Raw genomic sequence first — 17,336 nt, forward strand, 5'->3', positions numbered from 1 at the left:
ACCAGCACCTCTTCTCTGCAAGCCTTCCATTCAAGAAACAGACACATATGAAGATCATTGATCATATCACGAATGCACAAGGAAAGACCTTGTTTTCTTTTGAGCTGCTACCTCCTGCAAAAGGTCAGGGAATCCAAAACATCTTCCAAACCATGGATGAGTTGATGGAATTCAAACCGCCTTTTATCGACGTCACCTATCACCGCGAAGATTATTTATATAAACAACATCCGAATGGGTTGTTGGAGCGCGTTTCCTATCGTAAGCGTCCGGGCACGGTAGCTATTTGTGCAGCGATTATGAATAAATACAAGGTCGATGCCGTACCGCATTTGATCTGTGGCGGTTTTACCAAAGAAGAAACCGAAAACGCACTCATTGATCTGGATTTCTTGGGAATAGATAACGTATTGGTGCTTCGTGGTGATGCGCGAAAAGGCGACGCCGATTTTATCCCGACTGAAGGTGGACATGCCTATGCCACTGATTTGCTGCAACAGGTGAAGGATATGAATGATGGCAAATACCTACATGAAGATATCACGACATCGTCGAAAACTGATTTTTGTATCGGAGTAGCTGGCTATCCTGAGAAGCACTTTGAAGCACCAAATGCACAGGCCGACTTCAAGTGGCTAAAAAAGAAGGTGGATATGGGCGCCGAATTCATCGTGACGCAAATGTTCTTCAATGTAGAGCGCTATAAAGAATTTGTGACGAAGTGCCGTGAACACGATATTCATGTGCCGATCATCCCAGGATTGAAACCATTGACTACTAAAAAACAACTCATCACGTTACCACGTATATTTCATCTAGATATACCCGAAGAACTGTCTGAGGCAGTAGAAGGATGTAAGAATAATGCGGAAGTACGACAAGTCGGTGAAGAATGGTTGGTAAATCAATGTCGCGAACTTATTGCCTTTGGCGCGCCTGTATTACATTTTTACACGATGAGTAACCCAGGGCCAACTAAAAACATTGTGCAGCAATTGGCTTAGTTAAACAATCGCTACTAATTGCTGTTCTTCTAGTTGTATGGTCAAACATCTAGAAAAAAACATTGCCATTGTGGGTTCGGGAGCTAGCGGTGTAGCCTGCTTTCTTCAATTGGTACAAAAGCACCTGACGCAAGGAAATCCATTTCCACTTTCTATCACCCTATTTGAAAAACGAAAAGAATTTGGTGATGGATTGGCGTTTGGCACAGAACAACAAGGTCATCTTCTCAATACGAAAGCAGGGCTTATGGGCATTTTCCCAAAAGAGCGCATGCACTTCGTGCAATGGATGCATCAACATAGTGATTGGATTGAAGAAAATTATCCGCAGGTAAGCACGCATCCCGACAGCTATCCGCCTCGGATGTTGTACGGCAATTATGTGCAAGCGATGTTGGATGCCTATCGTACATGGGGATTGGAAGCTGGTATCGATATCAAAACAGAACCCACCGAAATCATCGCCGCGGATATCACCGGAGAAAACACTGTGATACTACAAACCGAAGACCAACGTAAGCTACCGTTTGACTACGTCATTCTTGCCACAGGAAATCCAGAATCTTCTACATTTGCGAAGTTGAAAAAGACCGATCATTTCTTTTGCTCGCCCTGGCCTACCAGCCGCTTGCTCCAAGAGATTCAAGATAAGCAAGCGCGCGTCAGCATTGTAGGTAGCAGCCTGACGGCGATTGACGCATTAATCACTTTGGTGGACAACGGACACGAAGGACCGATTGAATTTTTCTCACTCACTGGCTTATTGCCACGCGTGCAGACGCCTTCCGAAATACCGTACGAACGGAAAGTGTTGACTTTGTCCAGCATTCGCAGCATCATCCGCCAACAGCAAAGAACACTTCGCATCATCGATCTGATCCGACTTTTCCGCTCTGAAGTAGAAAGTGCTTTGGAAAAACACATTGATTGGGGCAACGAAGATCGCATCAATAAAGATCAGTTGACCCTGTTAGAGAAGGACATTCAAGATGCGACAGGCGATGGCAACATTTTTCAGACAATCTTGTATTCCTTGCGAGAAGACTCCTACAGCATCTGGCGTCTGTTGCCACCCGACCAGAAAATGCTTTTTGGCAAATGGGTAAAAACACATTTCGACATCAACAGACATGCTATTCCGCTGGAAAATGCAATCAAGATTCGCAACATCCTGCGTTCAGGACAGTTAGAAATCATTGGCCATACCGATGATATTGAGTGGAAAAACGATCGATTTATCCTGAAACAACAAGATGGTAGAACGCACGAAGCAGATTATGTTATCAACGCTTCTGGTCCGTCCAGCGACATTGAAAAAATGCAAGATCAGCCGTTGTGGCCCGATTTACTGGCGAAAAAACACATCGAACCGCATCCCATTTCCGGCGTTTTAGCCGATCTGAATACTATGCGCGTATGGACTTCCTCCCAGAATGAATTATCCCCTTTCTATGTAATCGGCCATCAGCTTGCTGGCGCGCAGTTGGACATTAATTCACTGTGGTTCAACGTCGAACAGGCAGACCTTCTGACTAACGATTTACTCTTACAGCTCGGTCATGGATATCATTAACGAATTAGCGACTCGTGTACTTCCGCTCTATGGATTTATCCTAGTAGGCTGGTTTGCACATGCCAAATGGAATTTGAAGAGCAAATGGATTTCCAAAGTCTTGCTATACGCGTTGATTCCGATACTAATTATTGAGAATTTGTTGAAAGCTGATCTGGCCGAAACAGCGGTATCCGGTTCCATGATTTTTTTGTTGGCCTTAGTCATGAACATTCCAGCGATTATTGCAAATAAAAGTTTTGCTTCGGATTATGATGGCAGCCTTTTAAAGGGATCATTTTCCTATTATAATATTGGTTGGTTTGGTATCCCAGTGGTGATGGCACTATTTGGCGACGAACAAATGCCACTGATTATTTCCGCGTATGTGGGCAATGCCTTGTATGGTGATACAATTGGATTCTATTTGATGTCGCGCACCAAAGATGTGCCGACTAAAGAAGCGGTTAAAAAAGTGTTTCAAATTCCCGCTGTCTATGCATGCATTGTCGCGATCGGGCTCAATTTACTTTCTGTAGAACTACCCGAAAGCGTCCAACCGGTGGGTAATGTGGTAAGTTGGATCGTCTCTGCTTTGGGCATGCTTATCATTGGCGTTACGCTGGGCGGGATTGACTTTAAAAAAGTAGCTTACGCCACATTTAGCAAGATATTAGGTCTGCGTTATGTAGCTGGCGCCATATTCTTGGGCCTTTTGGTTTTCGCGGAAGCGCAATGGGTCGGCGTGTTGGATGATGATCAGTCGATGTTAATGCTGCTGATGGCCAGTTTTCCTATCGCAGCCAATCTAGTGGTATTTGCGTCCTTTTTAGAAACGGAGGAAGAGAATGCGGCATTGCTAGTAGGAATTTCATCTATTGTTTCATTAATCCTCGTTCCGATCGTCAGTGTACTATTGTTCTAGCTGGCTTTAGCAACCCTCATTAATAGTCATTTTGACTCAAATAGCTGTTTTCGCAATTCATATCTGAAAACAAACAGTTCACCGACATTTACTTGTTGCTCATCGCATCGTCGACTAATTTCCCTTAGAAACAATGCGTGATCAGGCGTAGAAGTAGTAGATAATGAAGATAGATAGCTGTTAGCCTTCACCATAATACTATGATAGGCTGAAAGTAGAATTTTGGTTAACGTTTATCTATTTTATGTTTGATACAGATCAGTCAAAAGACACATAGTTTTTCGGATTCTGTCGACATTTAAAAGAAAACCTACGCGCCCTCCCATTTACAGTTTCCCTTGTCAAACTTTAGATTTTATGAGTGAAATTAAGGTTTTTAGCCAAGTTTCAACCTGCAAACTCTCTCAAGTTCAAAGGATCAAATAGCATTTCGCCCTATGCAAATGGCAGTTCACTTCTATCAAATGGCATTATGCGCATGTCAAACCTATCCCCCGAAAAGGTTAATTACCTTTGAAAACCAACTATATATGAATATTTAGCCTGCTACTATTAGAATATTAGACAATACATTTACTCTATGAAGAAAGACCCCAAAGCCCTCAATATCTTTTTTCAATTCTGGTCAAAGTATGTTCAGACCGACGAATATCAGAGGCAATGGGCTCGAGACAATCTGCACCCAATGCATGTAAGTCGTGGCGAACTTTTATACAGCCATTTATCCCCACAAAGAAACCTATATTTTGTCTGCCAAGGAATTATCGCATTCGTATCGACTGATCCTTCTATCAAAAAAAGAAAAATTGAAAGTGTTGCTCTAGCACATAACTCCATAAAAACTACCAATCACCTTTACACGAACACCCCCAGAGCAGGGAGTATCATAGCACTCCGATCAAGCTTAATTCTGCGCATAGCATACGAACGTGTAAAAAAACTTAAAAACCGTGATCCCGTAATTGATATTTTATTTGATGTTCTCACAAATAGAGAAATAAGACAGCATAGAAGTCATATCTCCATTTTGCTATCAAAATCGCCATTTGATCGGTATAGGCTTTTCCGCGAACAGCTCGCGGGCATACAGTCAGTTATGACCCAGCAGGAACAAGCAGACTATTTGGGTATATCCAAACGAACCCTGCAAGAATGCCAATATCTTTTCCTAAAAAGCTTAAACCGCTGAAAATTGCACATTTGATGTGCAACTCACGCATTTTGACTTATATAATTTTGACTATCAACATTTAACAATAGTATTAATACGATTGAATTATTGAATTACCTAAGATATTTAATATGAAAAAGTTCAAGATGAAATTTGCGCTCTTCTGGCTGAAGGTCTACTTGCTAAACACTAATGGCAGGTAGGCCACCACAGTAAAAAAGATCAAACGCCTTTTCTGGGCAAGGATCTGCATAGGCAAATAACAAACATTCAAAATTTTAAACATATGAAAAATACATTAGCAGTGAAGACATCACTCTTCACATTAATATTAGCGCTAATTGCAATCGGAACGTTTGCATTTACCGCAGTGATGAATAATAAAGGTAATAAAGTTGAATTAGTTGGCACCGTGAATCAAACCTGGTATTTTACGGGCACCGATCAAAATGACCCTAATGATCCAACTTTGTATTCTCTTGAGCCCATAGATGGTGTACAATGTGGTGGTAGTTCACCTACAGTCTGTAGCATCGTGGATCAAGCCGATCCTTCAAATTCGAATCAACCCAACATGACTCATGGCCAGGTCAATCAAGATACTGGAGACCTTTACCAAAAATCATTCAGAGTTGATTAATGCGATAATGAGCTATAGGTTCACTTTGTGGATCTATAGCTTCTTTAAACCTCCCCTCACAATTAGCCCTAATAAATAGAATGCACCCCGATGCAGTCAAATTGGATATATGTGAAAGAAGTTCATGAAACGGATCAAAACTATATCCGCCATGACACATTATAACATGATGTCTGAACCAGTTCTACAGTAAATACTGCGCATCAAAATTTAAGGCTACAAGCTATGGAAGTACTTTTCTCAAATTCTCGTGTCTTTTAAAGCAACTGCGCCGCACTATCCCTTTCCGTAATTCAAAAATATCTGCCGATCAAAATCTTTTAGTAACATCTCCAAAGCTTTAGTGGCCACCTTGGCAATCGCTGTATCGGGAAAGTAGGAACCTATTAATCCCCTATTGCAACAAGCCATCAAGATGTCCACCCTTTCCAAAAACTCTGAATCATGATACTTTTCAAAAATCATCAAAATACGCCGCAACAGCGCAGCATCCTTTTTTTCCAGCTTGCTAACAATAGCATGGCTCTGTAAATAATCTTCAATAATTCTACGATTTATCATTTCTTTTAATATTGTTTGCAAACAATGTTTATATTTTCCTAGCACATAGGTGAAGTAAATCCTCATAGTTAGGAGTTCAGACAAATCCCCTTCTTATCCAAATTTCTACCGGTAAAGAGGATTAAAAACTAAGAAGTTTTCTGGATAAGGTATGTTGAAATTTGCCACATCAAACGAGTATTTCTCGGCTCGTAACTCTCTGATCATAATATACTCATCGCCATCTGTATAATGGTAGCGCTGCATGTCTTGCCAGCGAATATCTCGAAAGGCAAGCTCCTTGCGACGCTCAACTTTGATCAAACTATCTATCGGCGCGCCGCTTACATACCCCGGCAGATCAAACTCCGACCGGTATCTATGACGCAGGAATTTTTCCAAAGCCGTTCTACTCTCTTCAATTTGACCCGTCCGCCATAGCGCTTCTACCTGATTAAGAACAACCTCACTGGTGGTAGGACCAGTAAAAATTCCTAGTGTCCCATTATAAAGCCCTTTAAAACGGGGCGTACCGTTTGGATTGCGTCTGAAATACAGTTCTCTGCGAAGATCACCTCCTCCGTATAGCGCATGAAGCTCCGGGGAAACTCCATCCGTAAGTGCGCGGTTCACTAGGTTAATCCCGCGATATACATGGAATATGACCTCAGCATTCATGGCAGTAAAAGGAAAGTTCGCAGATTGATCCAGTGTAGCGTAGTCCATGATACTGTTTTTCAAACTTAGCGTACTATCTGCATACAATCGCGTTTTTTCGTAATCTCCTTTTAGCAGGTAAAATCGGCTAGCAAGCGCATACCCTGCCGCTTTATCAGGCGCAGTAACAATGCTTACCGAACTGGGTAGCCTTGCTATGGCATACAGCATATCCTGCTCTACTTGATGATACACTTCTCCCAAAGTGTTGCGGATATTTGGAGCATTAATGTCGGAAACCACCCGAATGGGAATAGCCAGCATCTGGTCTCGCTGCGCAGTCCACGGCCCGCGCCAAGTAGACACCAACGCCAAATGGTAATATGCCCGAAGAAAATGTGCCCATCCCTTGATCTGCTCCAGGCGGTTTACATCTCCTGTATGTGCTAGACTGATTCGCTGAGACTGCTCAATAACCAGATTTGAATAGTAAATAGCCAGATAGCAATTATTCCATGCATCAGCCAGCAGACCATCCGCAGACGAGTTCGGTGCATGCCATACATACAGGTTTTGGTCGAACTCAGGTTGAGCATTGATAAAATCGGGCACAAAATAGACATTATCCGAACACACCTCTCCCATTCCAGCCGGAACATCATTAAAAATACCTGAATTGTTCAACAGCGCTTGAAGATCATCGATGGTTTCCATCTGTTTGAGGCTCTGATCAGACTTCTCTTCGAGGATTTTGCTGCATCCAGAAAACGTGCTAAGCAGCAGGGCAACTAAATAAATGGATTTGACTTTTATCTTTATATCATTCATAGGAGTATTGCATTAAAATTGTAATTGCAGATTCAAGGAATAGGTGCGCGGCAGGGATATGCCTGTCGGAAAATCCGGATCAATATCCCCATTCCCAGCGCGCCATAGTAGCCCGAGGTTGGTGATATTCACCCCTACTCGAACAGATTGCACAGCCTTAAGAGGATCTAAATTCAGATTGTAAAGCAGGTGTACTGTTTGTAGACGTACATGACTGCCTGATGCTACGGTAGCCTCAGAAAGTGGATAAAGGTTATCCGATGGTGAGATAGGGTAGTCAAACCTAGGAATGGTGGTGTACAGCTCATCACCGGGCTGCTTCCACCGCCTAGCAAAGTCTCCCGATCCTGACCCCATGCCCAGCGGCTGCTGCGTGCTGAGCACGCCATACCGTACCGTCGGCCTGCGATACACATAGCCCGCCTTCCAGTTGAATATCGCTCCCAACTGCCAGCGATGGTAGCTCAAATGTAGGTTAACATTACCAAAATGCAATGGAGTAGCCATCCCAGAGTACACCAAGTTGTCTATATCGGCATTCAGTATTGCCGAATAATCGGCGGAAGGCTCTCCCATGAGGCGCGATATCATCTGCCCGTTTTCATCGAGCCTTTCAAAAGGATACGATACCACCGGGTAGAGCGATTGTCCTTCCCTGATACGCAGTAGATTAAGACCATCGTTGATGTTATTTCGGCTGACGCGGTCAAAGTTGCTTCGGTATTCAGTAACTGTATAGCGGTTGTAATTGTATAAAAAGCGGGTTTCGAAGTTCAAATGCTGGCGGCTTATCCAGCGCACTAGCAAAGAAGCCTCCACTCCTTCGGCCTGCATGCTGCCGACGTTACGCACCACATACCGATTAGCGCCATTACTTAAATCGTTGAGTGCTGGAGCAAAGAGGTTTTCGTTCCACTTGCGGTATACATCAAGCTGTCCTGATACACGTGCCGACCACATGGAAAAGTCCAGCCCGCCATTGATCGTTCGCGTGGTTTCCCATTGCAGCTGATCATTAGCGTCTTGGGCAACCGCTGCCCGGGGTTGTCGAGATAACGGGTCTTGGCCTGCAAAGCGGATAATCGTCAGTGCACTTTTGCTGGGATCCATATTCCCGGTCATGCCGTAGGTCAGCCGCAGCTTGAACAAATCAAAAAGCCCCTGCGAGATAAACGACTCATTGTGCAGATTCCAGCCCGCACCAAACGACCACATGGGGTTCCAGCGTTCGTTCGCAGCCATCCCGAAATTATTAGAAGCATCCCGCCGTGCACTGACAGTCAATAGGTACTTACCATCCATGTCGTAGCCGGCATTAAAAAAGCCAGAAACAAAGTTGTCCTGTCGCGAGCGAAACACGTGGGGATCTGGAATGAACTGGTTGGTGCCTAGCAACAGGTGGCGCACCGGATCTATATAATTTACCAGTCCGGAGGTTAGTGTACCTGGATCATAACCATATACCCCACCCTGCACCAATGATTCATTAGTCTTACGCACCTCGCCGCCGGCTAGTGCGTTCAAATGATGACGCCCCCAGGATTTGGCCCATGTCAGTTGACCCCGCAAGTTATGACTCCGCAGATCCATTGTACCGTCTTGCCGGATCCCACCGATAGGTACTCTGCGCAAAGGACCGTTATCGCTAAGCTGGGTAAAGGTATTGATCAGGTTCCGAGTAAAGTAGCTACCTAGTTCACGCATGTGCAGCAATTCCTGTCTTTGGCGGTCATAGCGGTATACCGCTTGGGCGCTCAATCCATCCATAATGGTGTAGGTCAAACCCGTAGAGATAACCGCTGATGGGGTGATGGTCTGCTGGCGATCCAAGTCCTTTTCCTGTAACGGGTAGCGCCGCCAGTCCAGCAGCTGACCACTCTCCAGCATGCTATCGGCATAGCCCCGCTCCAGATTATAGTGAGGTATGTGCTGACCGTTATCATCCACCAAGTTTAGGTATGGCCGGTCGTGGTAACCTGCAGCAGGATATCCGCTATGCCCACTTCGCTGGATGCTATGAGCTAGTTGCAGGCTATTATTCCAGTGTAAGCCTTCCAGCAACCGGTAGTTGTAGTTCACCCGCATGCTGAATCTTTGCAGGCGGCTGGCAAGATTACTGACATTTCGGTCATAGCCTGCCGAGGCGTAGTAGGTTGACCCGCGGGTAGCTGAACTTAACGAGACATAATGCTGCTGATTGAATGATGGACGGTACATAAACTCTCCATACTGCTGGCGGTTATCGGTACCCGCAATATCAGCGAGCCGCCCTTGCAGAGTTTGTTCATCCAGCCTGCCATCTCGGTGAGCAAACAAACTTTCCACTACCGGAGACAGCCAGGTGCGCTGAACATTGTTTAAAAAGGAGTCGTAGACTCCCCGATCAAACATTTCCCGTTCTAACTCAACCAAGCTACGGCTATCAATCACGTTGGGATAATATAGATCCGGGATTTCACCCACAGTGATGATGGAGCTGGCCGTAATACTGCTGCGCGGGCCGCTAGTACCCTGCTTGGTAGTAATGACAATTACTCCATTACTGGCCCGGGCACCCCAGATCGAAGCCGCCGAAGCATCTTTTAGTAAAGTAATGTTTTGGACATCCAGCGGGTTAATCGATTCTATATCTCCTTGATATGGAAAATTATCTAGAATAATTAAGGGCTGGGTATTTCCTTCCATCGTATTTATGCCCCGAAGAGTAAGTGCTGGGCGCGATGCTGCCTTATCAAAAAGCAAGCTCGTCTGTCCTTCCAGTTTATCTAAAATCTTATGAGATACGACGTTCTCCAACCTTGCCGCATCAATGGTCTCAAAAGCACCCACCGCCCGCTCTTTGGGAATGCGCTGATAACCGGTGCTGGCAGCGATATCCACCTGCTGAATTACCCCTGAATCTTCTGTAAGTACTACATCCAGCGTTCTCAAACCTGTAGAGTAAACGATGGCGGTGTCACGAAATCCAATGAATTTAAAGGATACTAAATCACCCGAACTAAGTCCGATAAGCTGAAAAACTCCTTGTGTATCGCTTTGCTGGGTAATACCGCGAGCCTGAACAGTAACATTTACTCCGGGTAGAAAGCGTCCTGATTGGTTTCTAATTCTACCAGAGAGTGTATCTTGCTGCCCGTAACAAAAAGTAATAACAAGTACAGCAGCGATCGTGGTCAATAGATAGCGGATACTCATCGGTAAATCTGATTTATAGTGGTAATGACTTTGGGATCAACAAAACTCGAACGGGTAAAGGCATATACTGTCCCTTTAGGATTAATCCATACTTGATAAGGGATACCAATGTGCGGAAAAAGAGATTTGATATAGCTATCCACGATAATACTGTTAAGCGTTCCACGCCAGTAACTCCCTTTAGATCTCTGATAGCTACTCGCTACCTTTTGGAAGTCGTCTCGCGTGTCGGCAGAATTTACCAGCAGGATGTTTGCCTGGCCGGCAAAGTCTTTAGATAGGGATTCCAGTTTACCTAGCTCTACTAAACAAGCGCCGCACCAGCTTGCCCAAAAATCCAGAATCAGCAGCTTACCGCGGTAAGATTCTAGGTTAGTGCGGATGGTATCACCGTCTTGATAGATCAGATGCTCCATGCTCCAAAAGGCTTCAGGAAGCTGTGCACCAATTAATAGGTGAGCTGAAAAAGTAACCTCCGCCTCAGCCCCACTATCATCGCGGGACTGGGCAAAGGCACTATTAACAAACACGTATGAAGTAATAATGACTGTTATGGCTATTCGTGTAAAGGCTCTATAAATGTATTTGGATTTAGGCCAAAGCGCGGCCAAGGCGTATTGATACGTCATTTTAATAGGATTGATAATATTGATATTGCAACTAGCTATATCTCATCCACGCCTCAAACTATAGGCACTAGTGACTCAGGCCAAAATCATCTTTGAGTATTGAAAAAGAAAAGCTAATTTTAAAGTGCTTAAGAAAAAGAATCTACAGTTTATTTTTGCCTTGTAAAATAGAAGGATTGGCAAATTTTACTAATGTAGATTTAGAGTTCAGGAATAACCGCAATGGTATCATCTTCAGGTAGTACTATCTCCGTATTTAAGGGGGAATATATTGGTTTGCTATTTCAATAGCAAATCAACTTGTACCTCATGGGTATCTCAAGATGCTTATTTTTATATACCTTGCCCTATCTTCCATATCCTAACTTATTCTGGGGCACAAGTGATGTTCTTTGTTTGATGTTTCCGGGAAAACCATGGTTGCTGATCTTGAATCAGGCAAGTGGTCTTTGTACTGTACTTACGGTTCGTTTTCATAATTCTTTCTGGTTTATGATAACAATGAGAACTCGATAAGTTTGAAGGAAAACGAATTGATTATCAAAAACCAGTAAGCGTCCTCGCTACTTCTGTTCGTGGTTCCGCCAGAAACCCCTATCATCAAAAGAATCAAGGTTGCCTCAAAAGTTAACGAGGAACGCCATACTGGAATATCGCAAAGATAGTAAATCCCAGTAATAGGCGATCACTCGGTCAACTCGTGGCAATCTGGCGGATTTCGAACGAGTCAACATCGTTTCTGTAGGGAACTTCCCTACTCGGTGTCGCATTAGTTAATCAAATATAAAAAACACTTTCAATATAATCAAATTAAAAATAAAAAAAGTGTAGTATGACATGGAAACAAAACCTATCGGAAGTCATAATTAATTCGGGATTTCAATTGATTGAAATCTCAGCGTGGACAAACCTTGATATGCCAAAAATTTCTGCAATGAAAAACATGAAACACCCAAGCTTGCATTGTAAGGAGTTTTTAATTCTTAAACTTTTACTGCGTAAGGAGCATTCTCAATTAATCAAAGAAATTTTTGGTGCCGACTATTTTGAAGACATACGAAAGATTGTGTATAAGCCTGAATTAACTTGTTTAGGCAAGATTATTAAGGAACGACATCAATTTGAAATACTACCCAAAAAGGAGCTTGTGAAGGCTACGAATCTCGCATCTAGTAGGATAGATTATTTAATTGAGAAGGATGACCAAAATATCAAAATTGAAGAAATAACCCGATTGGAAATAGCGCTTGGTGAAGAGGTAGGTGCCATATGCAATCTACAATTTCCAAAAATAAAACTAAATAATAAGAAGGACTATCAGCTTCGACTAAAAATGTTGAAAGAATATAACAAACGAGCTAACGAACGCCGGAAAAAATAAGCCATGCATTAAGTAGATCAAGGTAATCAACACTCACTATAAACTTGCAAAATCTATAATCAGATAAATTCATATTTTAAACTTCTGTAATCTTTAACTGACCTCATCCCAAATTTAGGAGTATTATAAAATAGAAAAACCTGCTGTTGTATCCTGTTTCTGTAAGTACATGTCAGGTATTAAATCACCTAAACAACTATGGAGTCTGAAGGTGTTATATCCCACTCGCCAATCTTCAATTTTCTGTTTGGCATCTTCTACTGATAGAAACCAATGCGTATTGAAGCATTCTTATCTGAAGCTACCATTGAATGATTCAATATACGTATTATGCGTGGGCTTATCAGGTCTAGAGAATACTAACTCCACTTGCTGCTGGTAAGCCCAAAGATCCATTTCTTTGGATATAACTGAGCCACTATCAACTGGTAATTTTTAGGGCTTTACTTCTTTAAAAAGTCGGAAATCTTCCAAAAAATTCGGCCATCTGACATCCCTTTATTGCTTGTGCAACATGAATTGCCATGCATTTGCGACTATAATTATCCACTATTGTTAAGCAGCGAATTTTTTTCTGTCGAACAATGCATCAGCGACAAAGTCCATGCTCCAGCGGTCGTGTAAGTTAGAATAAGTATGTTTTTCAGAGAGGTATGTAGCTGCACGGCAGCGGCTTGGACGTCCACATCTGAGGTTTCACCCTTTTTTTATAGATCCTACAAACACGTTTATGGGTGTCGAACCAGCCTTCACATCGAAGCAAAAAGTAGATGCGCCAAAGCCCATAACAGATACGAGTTTCAGCAATATTACGAATTCTTGAGTGTAAAGGATGATCCTCGCGGCGATGTGCTTTATAAGAAATTTGACATGCTATGCATAAAATAAACACTGTAATTCGAAACGAGCCCACTTGCTATCTTTCAACGTTGAGAAGGCTTCAATACTTCTTTGAAGACGCCCTGTAACATTTGCTTGTACAAACTTAGGTCTGCAACAAGTTTCTTAAGTTGTTCTTTCTCTGCTTCAAACTGGCGAAGTTTGCGTAATTCTGCCACACCAAGACAGCCGTATTTCTTCTTCCAATTGTAAGATGTCGCTTCCACTAATACCCATCTTTGGACAAACCTCTTCAACACGGGTACCCGGCTCTGCTTCCTTTATTGCAAAGGCAATCTGCGCTTCGGTAAACTTCGAGCTTTTCATCCTGTTTCCTCCTATTAAAAATTAATAATTCGATCCCAAATTCTTTACTTTAAATATTCCAGTTTTATGGAAGGTGGTCAGGTAAACATAAAAAAATAGGGATCAATTCACTTTTCAGTGACCCCAAATATTAACGATTCAATTAATGATGAATCGAATAAAAGCTACAGGTAAGTCTTATCCAAATTATAAATCTCAACATTTCGATAAAGTAAGTATTCATGACATAAAAATTGATATTACAAGCAGATAAGAGTTTGAAATCCCCACTACTGTCTCCCAACATAATTAATTGCATCATTAAACTTATGCACAATGCTGTCCCAATTATAATTATCCCTTACATAAGTGATTCCATTTTTTGAAATTTGGTTTTTCTGTTCTTCTCTTAAATTTAAAAGGTATATTAGCCCGTCATTGAAATCTCGTTGATTATAATAAATGAAACCGGCATTACTACGCGCAACGTGCATGGCTAATACAGGAGAGTACCCATTGGCTAAGACTGGTCTCCCTAAACTCAACGCTTCTAAAGTCACAATAGACAAACTTTCGAGACGCGAAGGAATGATTAATACTTCACTATGCTGTAAATACTCGATTTTCTTCTCATCACTAATAAACCCTGTATACAGTATGCCTTGAGCTTGTGGCTTGCTCTTCATATAGTTTTTCCCAATCACAACTAGCTGAATATCTTCGCCACTAGTCTTCCTAAAATTTACAAAATAGGAAAAAAGTTCTTTAAATCCTTTTTTTTCATCTATCCGGCCGAGATATACGACGTATCTTGCTGTCATAGGCCTTTTTCTTGCGAGATTTGATGAAATGTCATCAAAACCTACGCCAGCGATATCTGATCGAATATTTTTTGTAGTAGGATAAACAGATTCGGTCAATTCCTTTTCTACAATAGAATTATACATAATGAATCGAGGACTAGCAAACAACGCTCGGAAACCGTCTAAATAAAAAAAAGGTTCATCATGAGCTGTTGGTATTAAAATACTTTTCTGAGCAACTTGAGGTAAGCCTCTAAAAGTTGGATAGAACATATATGTAAAGAATATGAATGCCCTATAACTATCCTTTTCTTTTCTCAAATAAGACAACATTTCTGTACAAATTGGCCCATCGTTATCTATCCACTTTTCAAATTGCTGATCGTGGTCTTTGCGCCTTTTGTACCATATTCTTTTCAAAAGCAGATAAAAAAAATTACTGAGATTAAATTTTCTGTGATAGTATTTCAAATTGCCTTGCAGATAACGTCCCGATTGGCGAGATAGTTTTAAATTGCTTGATTCATGGTGAAACCTCAACACATCTATTCCGTCAATATCTTGCTTTCCAGCAGGATAATAATTATCCCATTCTGGATATGCTAACGAACATGATGTAAGTACATCGACCTTATAGTTGATCTTTAGATGACCTGCTAATTGCCTGGCATGCTCTTCTGCACCGCCATTAATTTCAGGTCCATATCGATGCACGATGATAGCTATCTTATTCAAGGCTTAACTTCTAAGGATTATTAAATAACTATTTGCTGACATAGTTGATTGCGTCCTCAAATTTACTAATTATCGTTTCCCATTTATAGTTTTTATCCACATATTCTATACCATTGGTAGCAATGACATTTTTTTCTTGCTCCTGTAAATTTAAAATTTTAAGTAATAATTCACAAAAGTTCTTATTGGTCTTGTAGATGTATCCTGCCTTACTAAGCTCAATATGTTTTTTCAAGACTAAAGACTCTTCAGTAGCAAGTACTGGCTTTCCTAATGCCATCGCTTCCAATGTTACCATTGATAGACTCTCGTATGGTGAAGGAATGACTAAGGCCTCACTATATTGGAGATACACCAACTTTTCTTCCTCACTAATAAAACCAGTGTAGACAATATCTGGATGAACTGTTATCTCTTCCATGCTATTTTTGCCAATCATTACGAGACGCACGTGTTCCCGAATATTCTTCCTAAATTTCAGGAAAAAGGATACCAGTTCTTTACATCCTTTGTTAATATCTATTCTTCCAATATAAACAAAGTACCGTTCCTTTATTGGTCTCTCAGCAACTATTCCTCTCGGACTTGTATCAAAGCCAACTCCAGCCACATCAGATTTTATATTTTTAGACGCCGGATAGGCAGATTGTACCAACTCCTTTTCGACAAGAGTGTTATACATGATAAATCGAGGAATCGAAAAAATCTGTTTGTATCCATCCATGTGGAAGTATGGATCATCATGAGCCGTAGGAATAAAAATACTCTTTTCTGCGACCACGGGAAGACCCTTAACTGTTGGATAGTACATAAAGGTAAAAAAAACAATTGCCTTATATTGTTTGCTTTCCTTCGTTAAAAAAGTAATCAAACCAGGACAATTTGGCCCCATTTCATCAATCCACCGGCTAAAGATTTCTTCGTGTTCATTTCTTCGTCTATAGCGAAGTTTTAAATACGATTGGATCAAAAAATTCTTCGAACCCTTGTCGCTATTATTTGATCTTACATGGCCTCGTAAGTACCTGGAGGATCTGCGATGCATTTTAACATTTCTATCCTTTGTTTTGAAACGAATGACCTTGACTCCATTAACAAAATCCTCACCTTCCGGATAGTAATTTTCCCAAAACACATAGTCTATTGCACACGTAGTCAATACTTCAACTTCATATTTGTATTGTAAATGTTCTGCTAATTGTCTAGCGTGAAGCTCAGCCCCACCATTAACTTCCTCACTGTACCGCTGAACCACTATTCCTATTTTATCCATAAATTCATTTAAATCGCCATAATTGCTCAATATTTCACTCATAGAAGGTAACGAATAGAAGTAGCATAGTGATACATCGCCAAGGAAAAACAGACCTACCCTTGTTCATTACTTTATTATATAGCTGCTTCTATTTTATCCTAAACGAACTTTATCACCCATTAGAAGTTACTTTCGTACGAATCATTTTGATGAATCTGCTTTTTGACTGTCTTTTCATGCCACAGACAATAATTGTAACTTTCGATAGGTAAATCCATCAATCTCTTAAATCCGTGAAGCTCTTCGTGCACTTTGTTCTTCCAGACTATTTCTTTTGCTGCGGTTTTGAATAATCGCATTTGATAGTCTGGGAAATTTACGTATCCTTCCGAATTTTGTTTCCAGTTCCATTTCTTGAGTAACGTTTCATCTATGCCGTGCACAATATTGATTCTGGGTACGCAAAAACAGTCGAATTTATGATGCCTTCTTAAGAAATGGTGTAATTTTTTTAAGAGAGTTATAGCAGGAATTTCGTCGGCATCGATCTGAAACAGATAATCCTTAGTAGCGTGCTTAATCAGACTATTTTTAAATCGGGAAAAATCGTGATTTAATTTATCCTCGATATGGATTACACGCGGCTTGAACTTTTCGATAATTGTAGACACTCCAGCATGAGGGTCTGTAACATCTTGTAGCACAATAATTTCATCGTTTTTATGAATGTGCTGACAAAGATGTGATAGGAGACGTTCAAGCTCGTGCTCCTCATTGCAGACGGTGACTCCAAAGGTAACTGAAGGTATTTGTGTAAAAAAAGATATTATGCCCAT

At 41.5% G+C, this 17,336-nt stretch carries 13 protein-coding genes and 1 pseudogene; 6 read left to right on the plus strand and 8 right to left on the minus strand.

The features are described 5' to 3' along the window. Positions 1-47: 47 nt before the first annotated feature. The 5 genes from metF to GKO22_RS02820 all read left to right on the plus strand — a co-directional run bounded on the left by metF (position 48) and on the right by GKO22_RS02820 (position 5,292). Complete coding sequence (metF, locus tag GKO22_RS02800; protein ID WP_166332571.1) at positions 48-1,004, plus strand: methylenetetrahydrofolate reductase [NAD(P)H]; 957 nt, start codon at positions 48-50, stop codon at positions 1,002-1,004. Between the two features lie 37 nt (positions 1,005-1,041). Then, positions 1,042-2,577 (plus strand): FAD/NAD(P)-binding protein, encoded by a 1,536-nt coding sequence (locus tag GKO22_RS02805; RefSeq protein WP_166332572.1) that lies wholly within the window; start codon positions 1,042-1,044, stop codon positions 2,575-2,577. Further along, on the plus strand, positions 2,564-3,481 hold the full coding sequence (locus tag GKO22_RS02810; protein ID WP_166332573.1) for an AEC family transporter: 918 nt from the start codon (positions 2,564-2,566) through the stop codon (positions 3,479-3,481). The genes GKO22_RS02805 and GKO22_RS02810 overlap by 14 nt, the downstream gene beginning before the upstream one ends. A gap of 580 nt (positions 3,482-4,061) precedes the next feature. After that, a complete protein-coding gene (locus GKO22_RS02815) occupies positions 4,062-4,670 on the plus strand; it encodes a Crp/Fnr family transcriptional regulator (protein WP_166332574.1) in 609 nt (202 codons plus the stop codon). A gap of 268 nt (positions 4,671-4,938) precedes the next feature. Then, complete coding sequence (locus GKO22_RS02820; RefSeq protein ID WP_166332575.1) at positions 4,939-5,292, plus strand: hypothetical protein; 354 nt, start codon at positions 4,939-4,941, stop codon at positions 5,290-5,292. A 276-nt stretch (positions 5,293-5,568) separates the two neighbouring features. On the opposite strand, the gene GKO22_RS02825 is transcribed toward GKO22_RS02820, so the two are convergent. From GKO22_RS02825 to GKO22_RS02840, 4 genes are read right to left on the minus strand one after another with little or no spacing between them, the layout of a single operon-like run. Continuing rightward, the gene (locus GKO22_RS02825; RefSeq protein ID WP_166332576.1) at positions 5,569-5,919 is read right to left on the minus strand and encodes a hypothetical protein; all 351 of its coding nucleotides are present in this window, start codon (positions 5,917-5,919) and stop codon (positions 5,569-5,571) included. A 39-nt stretch (positions 5,920-5,958) separates the two neighbouring features. Then, a complete protein-coding gene (locus GKO22_RS02830; RefSeq protein WP_166332577.1) occupies positions 5,959-7,317 on the minus strand; it encodes a RagB/SusD family nutrient uptake outer membrane protein in 1,359 nt (452 codons plus the stop codon). 12 nt (positions 7,318-7,329) lie between these two features. Continuing rightward, positions 7,330-10,512 carry a SusC/RagA family TonB-linked outer membrane protein gene (locus GKO22_RS02835; protein WP_166332578.1) on the minus strand — a complete coding sequence of 1,061 codons (3,183 nt, stop codon included), beginning with the start codon at positions 10,510-10,512 and terminating at the stop codon, positions 7,330-7,332. Beyond that, positions 10,509-11,141 carry a TlpA family protein disulfide reductase gene (locus tag GKO22_RS02840; RefSeq protein WP_166332579.1) on the minus strand — a complete coding sequence of 211 codons (633 nt, stop codon included), beginning with the start codon at positions 11,139-11,141 and terminating at the stop codon, positions 10,509-10,511. Before GKO22_RS02840 ends, GKO22_RS02835 begins: the two co-directional genes overlap by 4 nt. An 832-nt stretch (positions 11,142-11,973) precedes the next feature. Here GKO22_RS02840 and GKO22_RS02845 point away from each other — a divergent pair. Next, positions 11,974-12,522, plus strand: coding sequence for a hypothetical protein (locus tag GKO22_RS02845; RefSeq protein WP_166332580.1), 549 nt, complete (start codon positions 11,974-11,976; stop codon positions 12,520-12,522). 123 nt (positions 12,523-12,645) lie between these two features. Here the strand turns inward: GKO22_RS02845 and GKO22_RS02850 are convergent. The 4 genes and pseudogenes from GKO22_RS02850 to GKO22_RS02865 form a co-directional block, all read right to left on the minus strand. Continuing rightward, positions 12,646-13,728: pseudogene (locus tag GKO22_RS02850) on the minus strand (IS3 family transposase). Between the two features lie 269 nt (positions 13,729-13,997). Then, positions 13,998-15,245 carry a glycosyltransferase family 4 protein gene (locus tag GKO22_RS02855; RefSeq protein ID WP_166332581.1) on the minus strand — a complete coding sequence of 416 codons (1,248 nt, stop codon included), beginning with the start codon at positions 15,243-15,245 and terminating at the stop codon, positions 13,998-14,000. A 28-nt stretch (positions 15,246-15,273) separates the two neighbouring features. After that, the gene (locus GKO22_RS02860) at positions 15,274-16,560 is read right to left on the minus strand and encodes a glycosyltransferase family 4 protein (RefSeq protein WP_166332582.1); all 1,287 of its coding nucleotides are present in this window, start codon (positions 16,558-16,560) and stop codon (positions 15,274-15,276) included. A gap of 119 nt (positions 16,561-16,679) precedes the next feature. Continuing rightward, positions 16,680-17,336, minus strand: coding sequence for a glycosyltransferase (locus tag GKO22_RS02865; RefSeq protein ID WP_166332583.1), 657 nt, complete (start codon positions 17,334-17,336; stop codon positions 16,680-16,682).

Origin of the sequence: Sphingobacterium chungjuense (assembly GCF_011316935.1) — a bacterium.
GTDB lineage: Bacteria > Bacteroidota > Bacteroidia > Sphingobacteriales > Sphingobacteriaceae > Sphingobacterium > Sphingobacterium chungjuense.

What these genes read in the sequence shown, in the direction of transcription:
- metF (WP_166332571.1), top strand. Translation starts at nt 48, where the DNA reads ATGAAGATCATTGATCATATCACGAATGCACAAGGAAAGACCTTGTTT.
- GKO22_RS02805 (WP_166332572.1), top strand. Translation starts at nt 1,042, where the DNA reads ATGGTCAAACATCTAGAAAAAAACATTGCCATTGTGGGTTCGGGAGCT.
- GKO22_RS02810 (WP_166332573.1), top strand. Translation starts at nt 2,564, where the DNA reads ATGGATATCATTAACGAATTAGCGACTCGTGTACTTCCGCTCTATGGA.
- GKO22_RS02815 (WP_166332574.1), top strand. Translation starts at nt 4,062, where the DNA reads ATGAAGAAAGACCCCAAAGCCCTCAATATCTTTTTTCAATTCTGGTCA.
- GKO22_RS02820 (WP_166332575.1), top strand. Translation starts at nt 4,939, where the DNA reads ATGAAAAATACATTAGCAGTGAAGACATCACTCTTCACATTAATATTA.
- GKO22_RS02825 (WP_166332576.1), bottom strand. Translation starts at nt 5,919, where the DNA reads ATGAGGATTTACTTCACCTATGTGCTAGGAAAATATAAACATTGTTTG.
- GKO22_RS02830 (WP_166332577.1), bottom strand. Translation starts at nt 7,317, where the DNA reads ATGAATGATATAAAGATAAAAGTCAAATCCATTTATTTAGTTGCCCTG.
- GKO22_RS02835 (WP_166332578.1), bottom strand. Translation starts at nt 10,512, where the DNA reads ATGAGTATCCGCTATCTATTGACCACGATCGCTGCTGTACTTGTTATT.
- GKO22_RS02840 (WP_166332579.1), bottom strand. Translation starts at nt 11,141, where the DNA reads ATGACGTATCAATACGCCTTGGCCGCGCTTTGGCCTAAATCCAAATAC.
- GKO22_RS02845 (WP_166332580.1), top strand. Translation starts at nt 11,974, where the DNA reads ATGACATGGAAACAAAACCTATCGGAAGTCATAATTAATTCGGGATTT.
- GKO22_RS02860 (WP_166332582.1), bottom strand. Translation starts at nt 16,560, where the DNA reads ATGAGTGAAATATTGAGCAATTATGGCGATTTAAATGAATTTATGGAT.
- GKO22_RS02865 (WP_166332583.1), bottom strand. Translation starts at nt 17,336, where the DNA reads ATGGGCATAATATCTTTTTTTACACAAATACCTTCAGTTACCTTTGGA.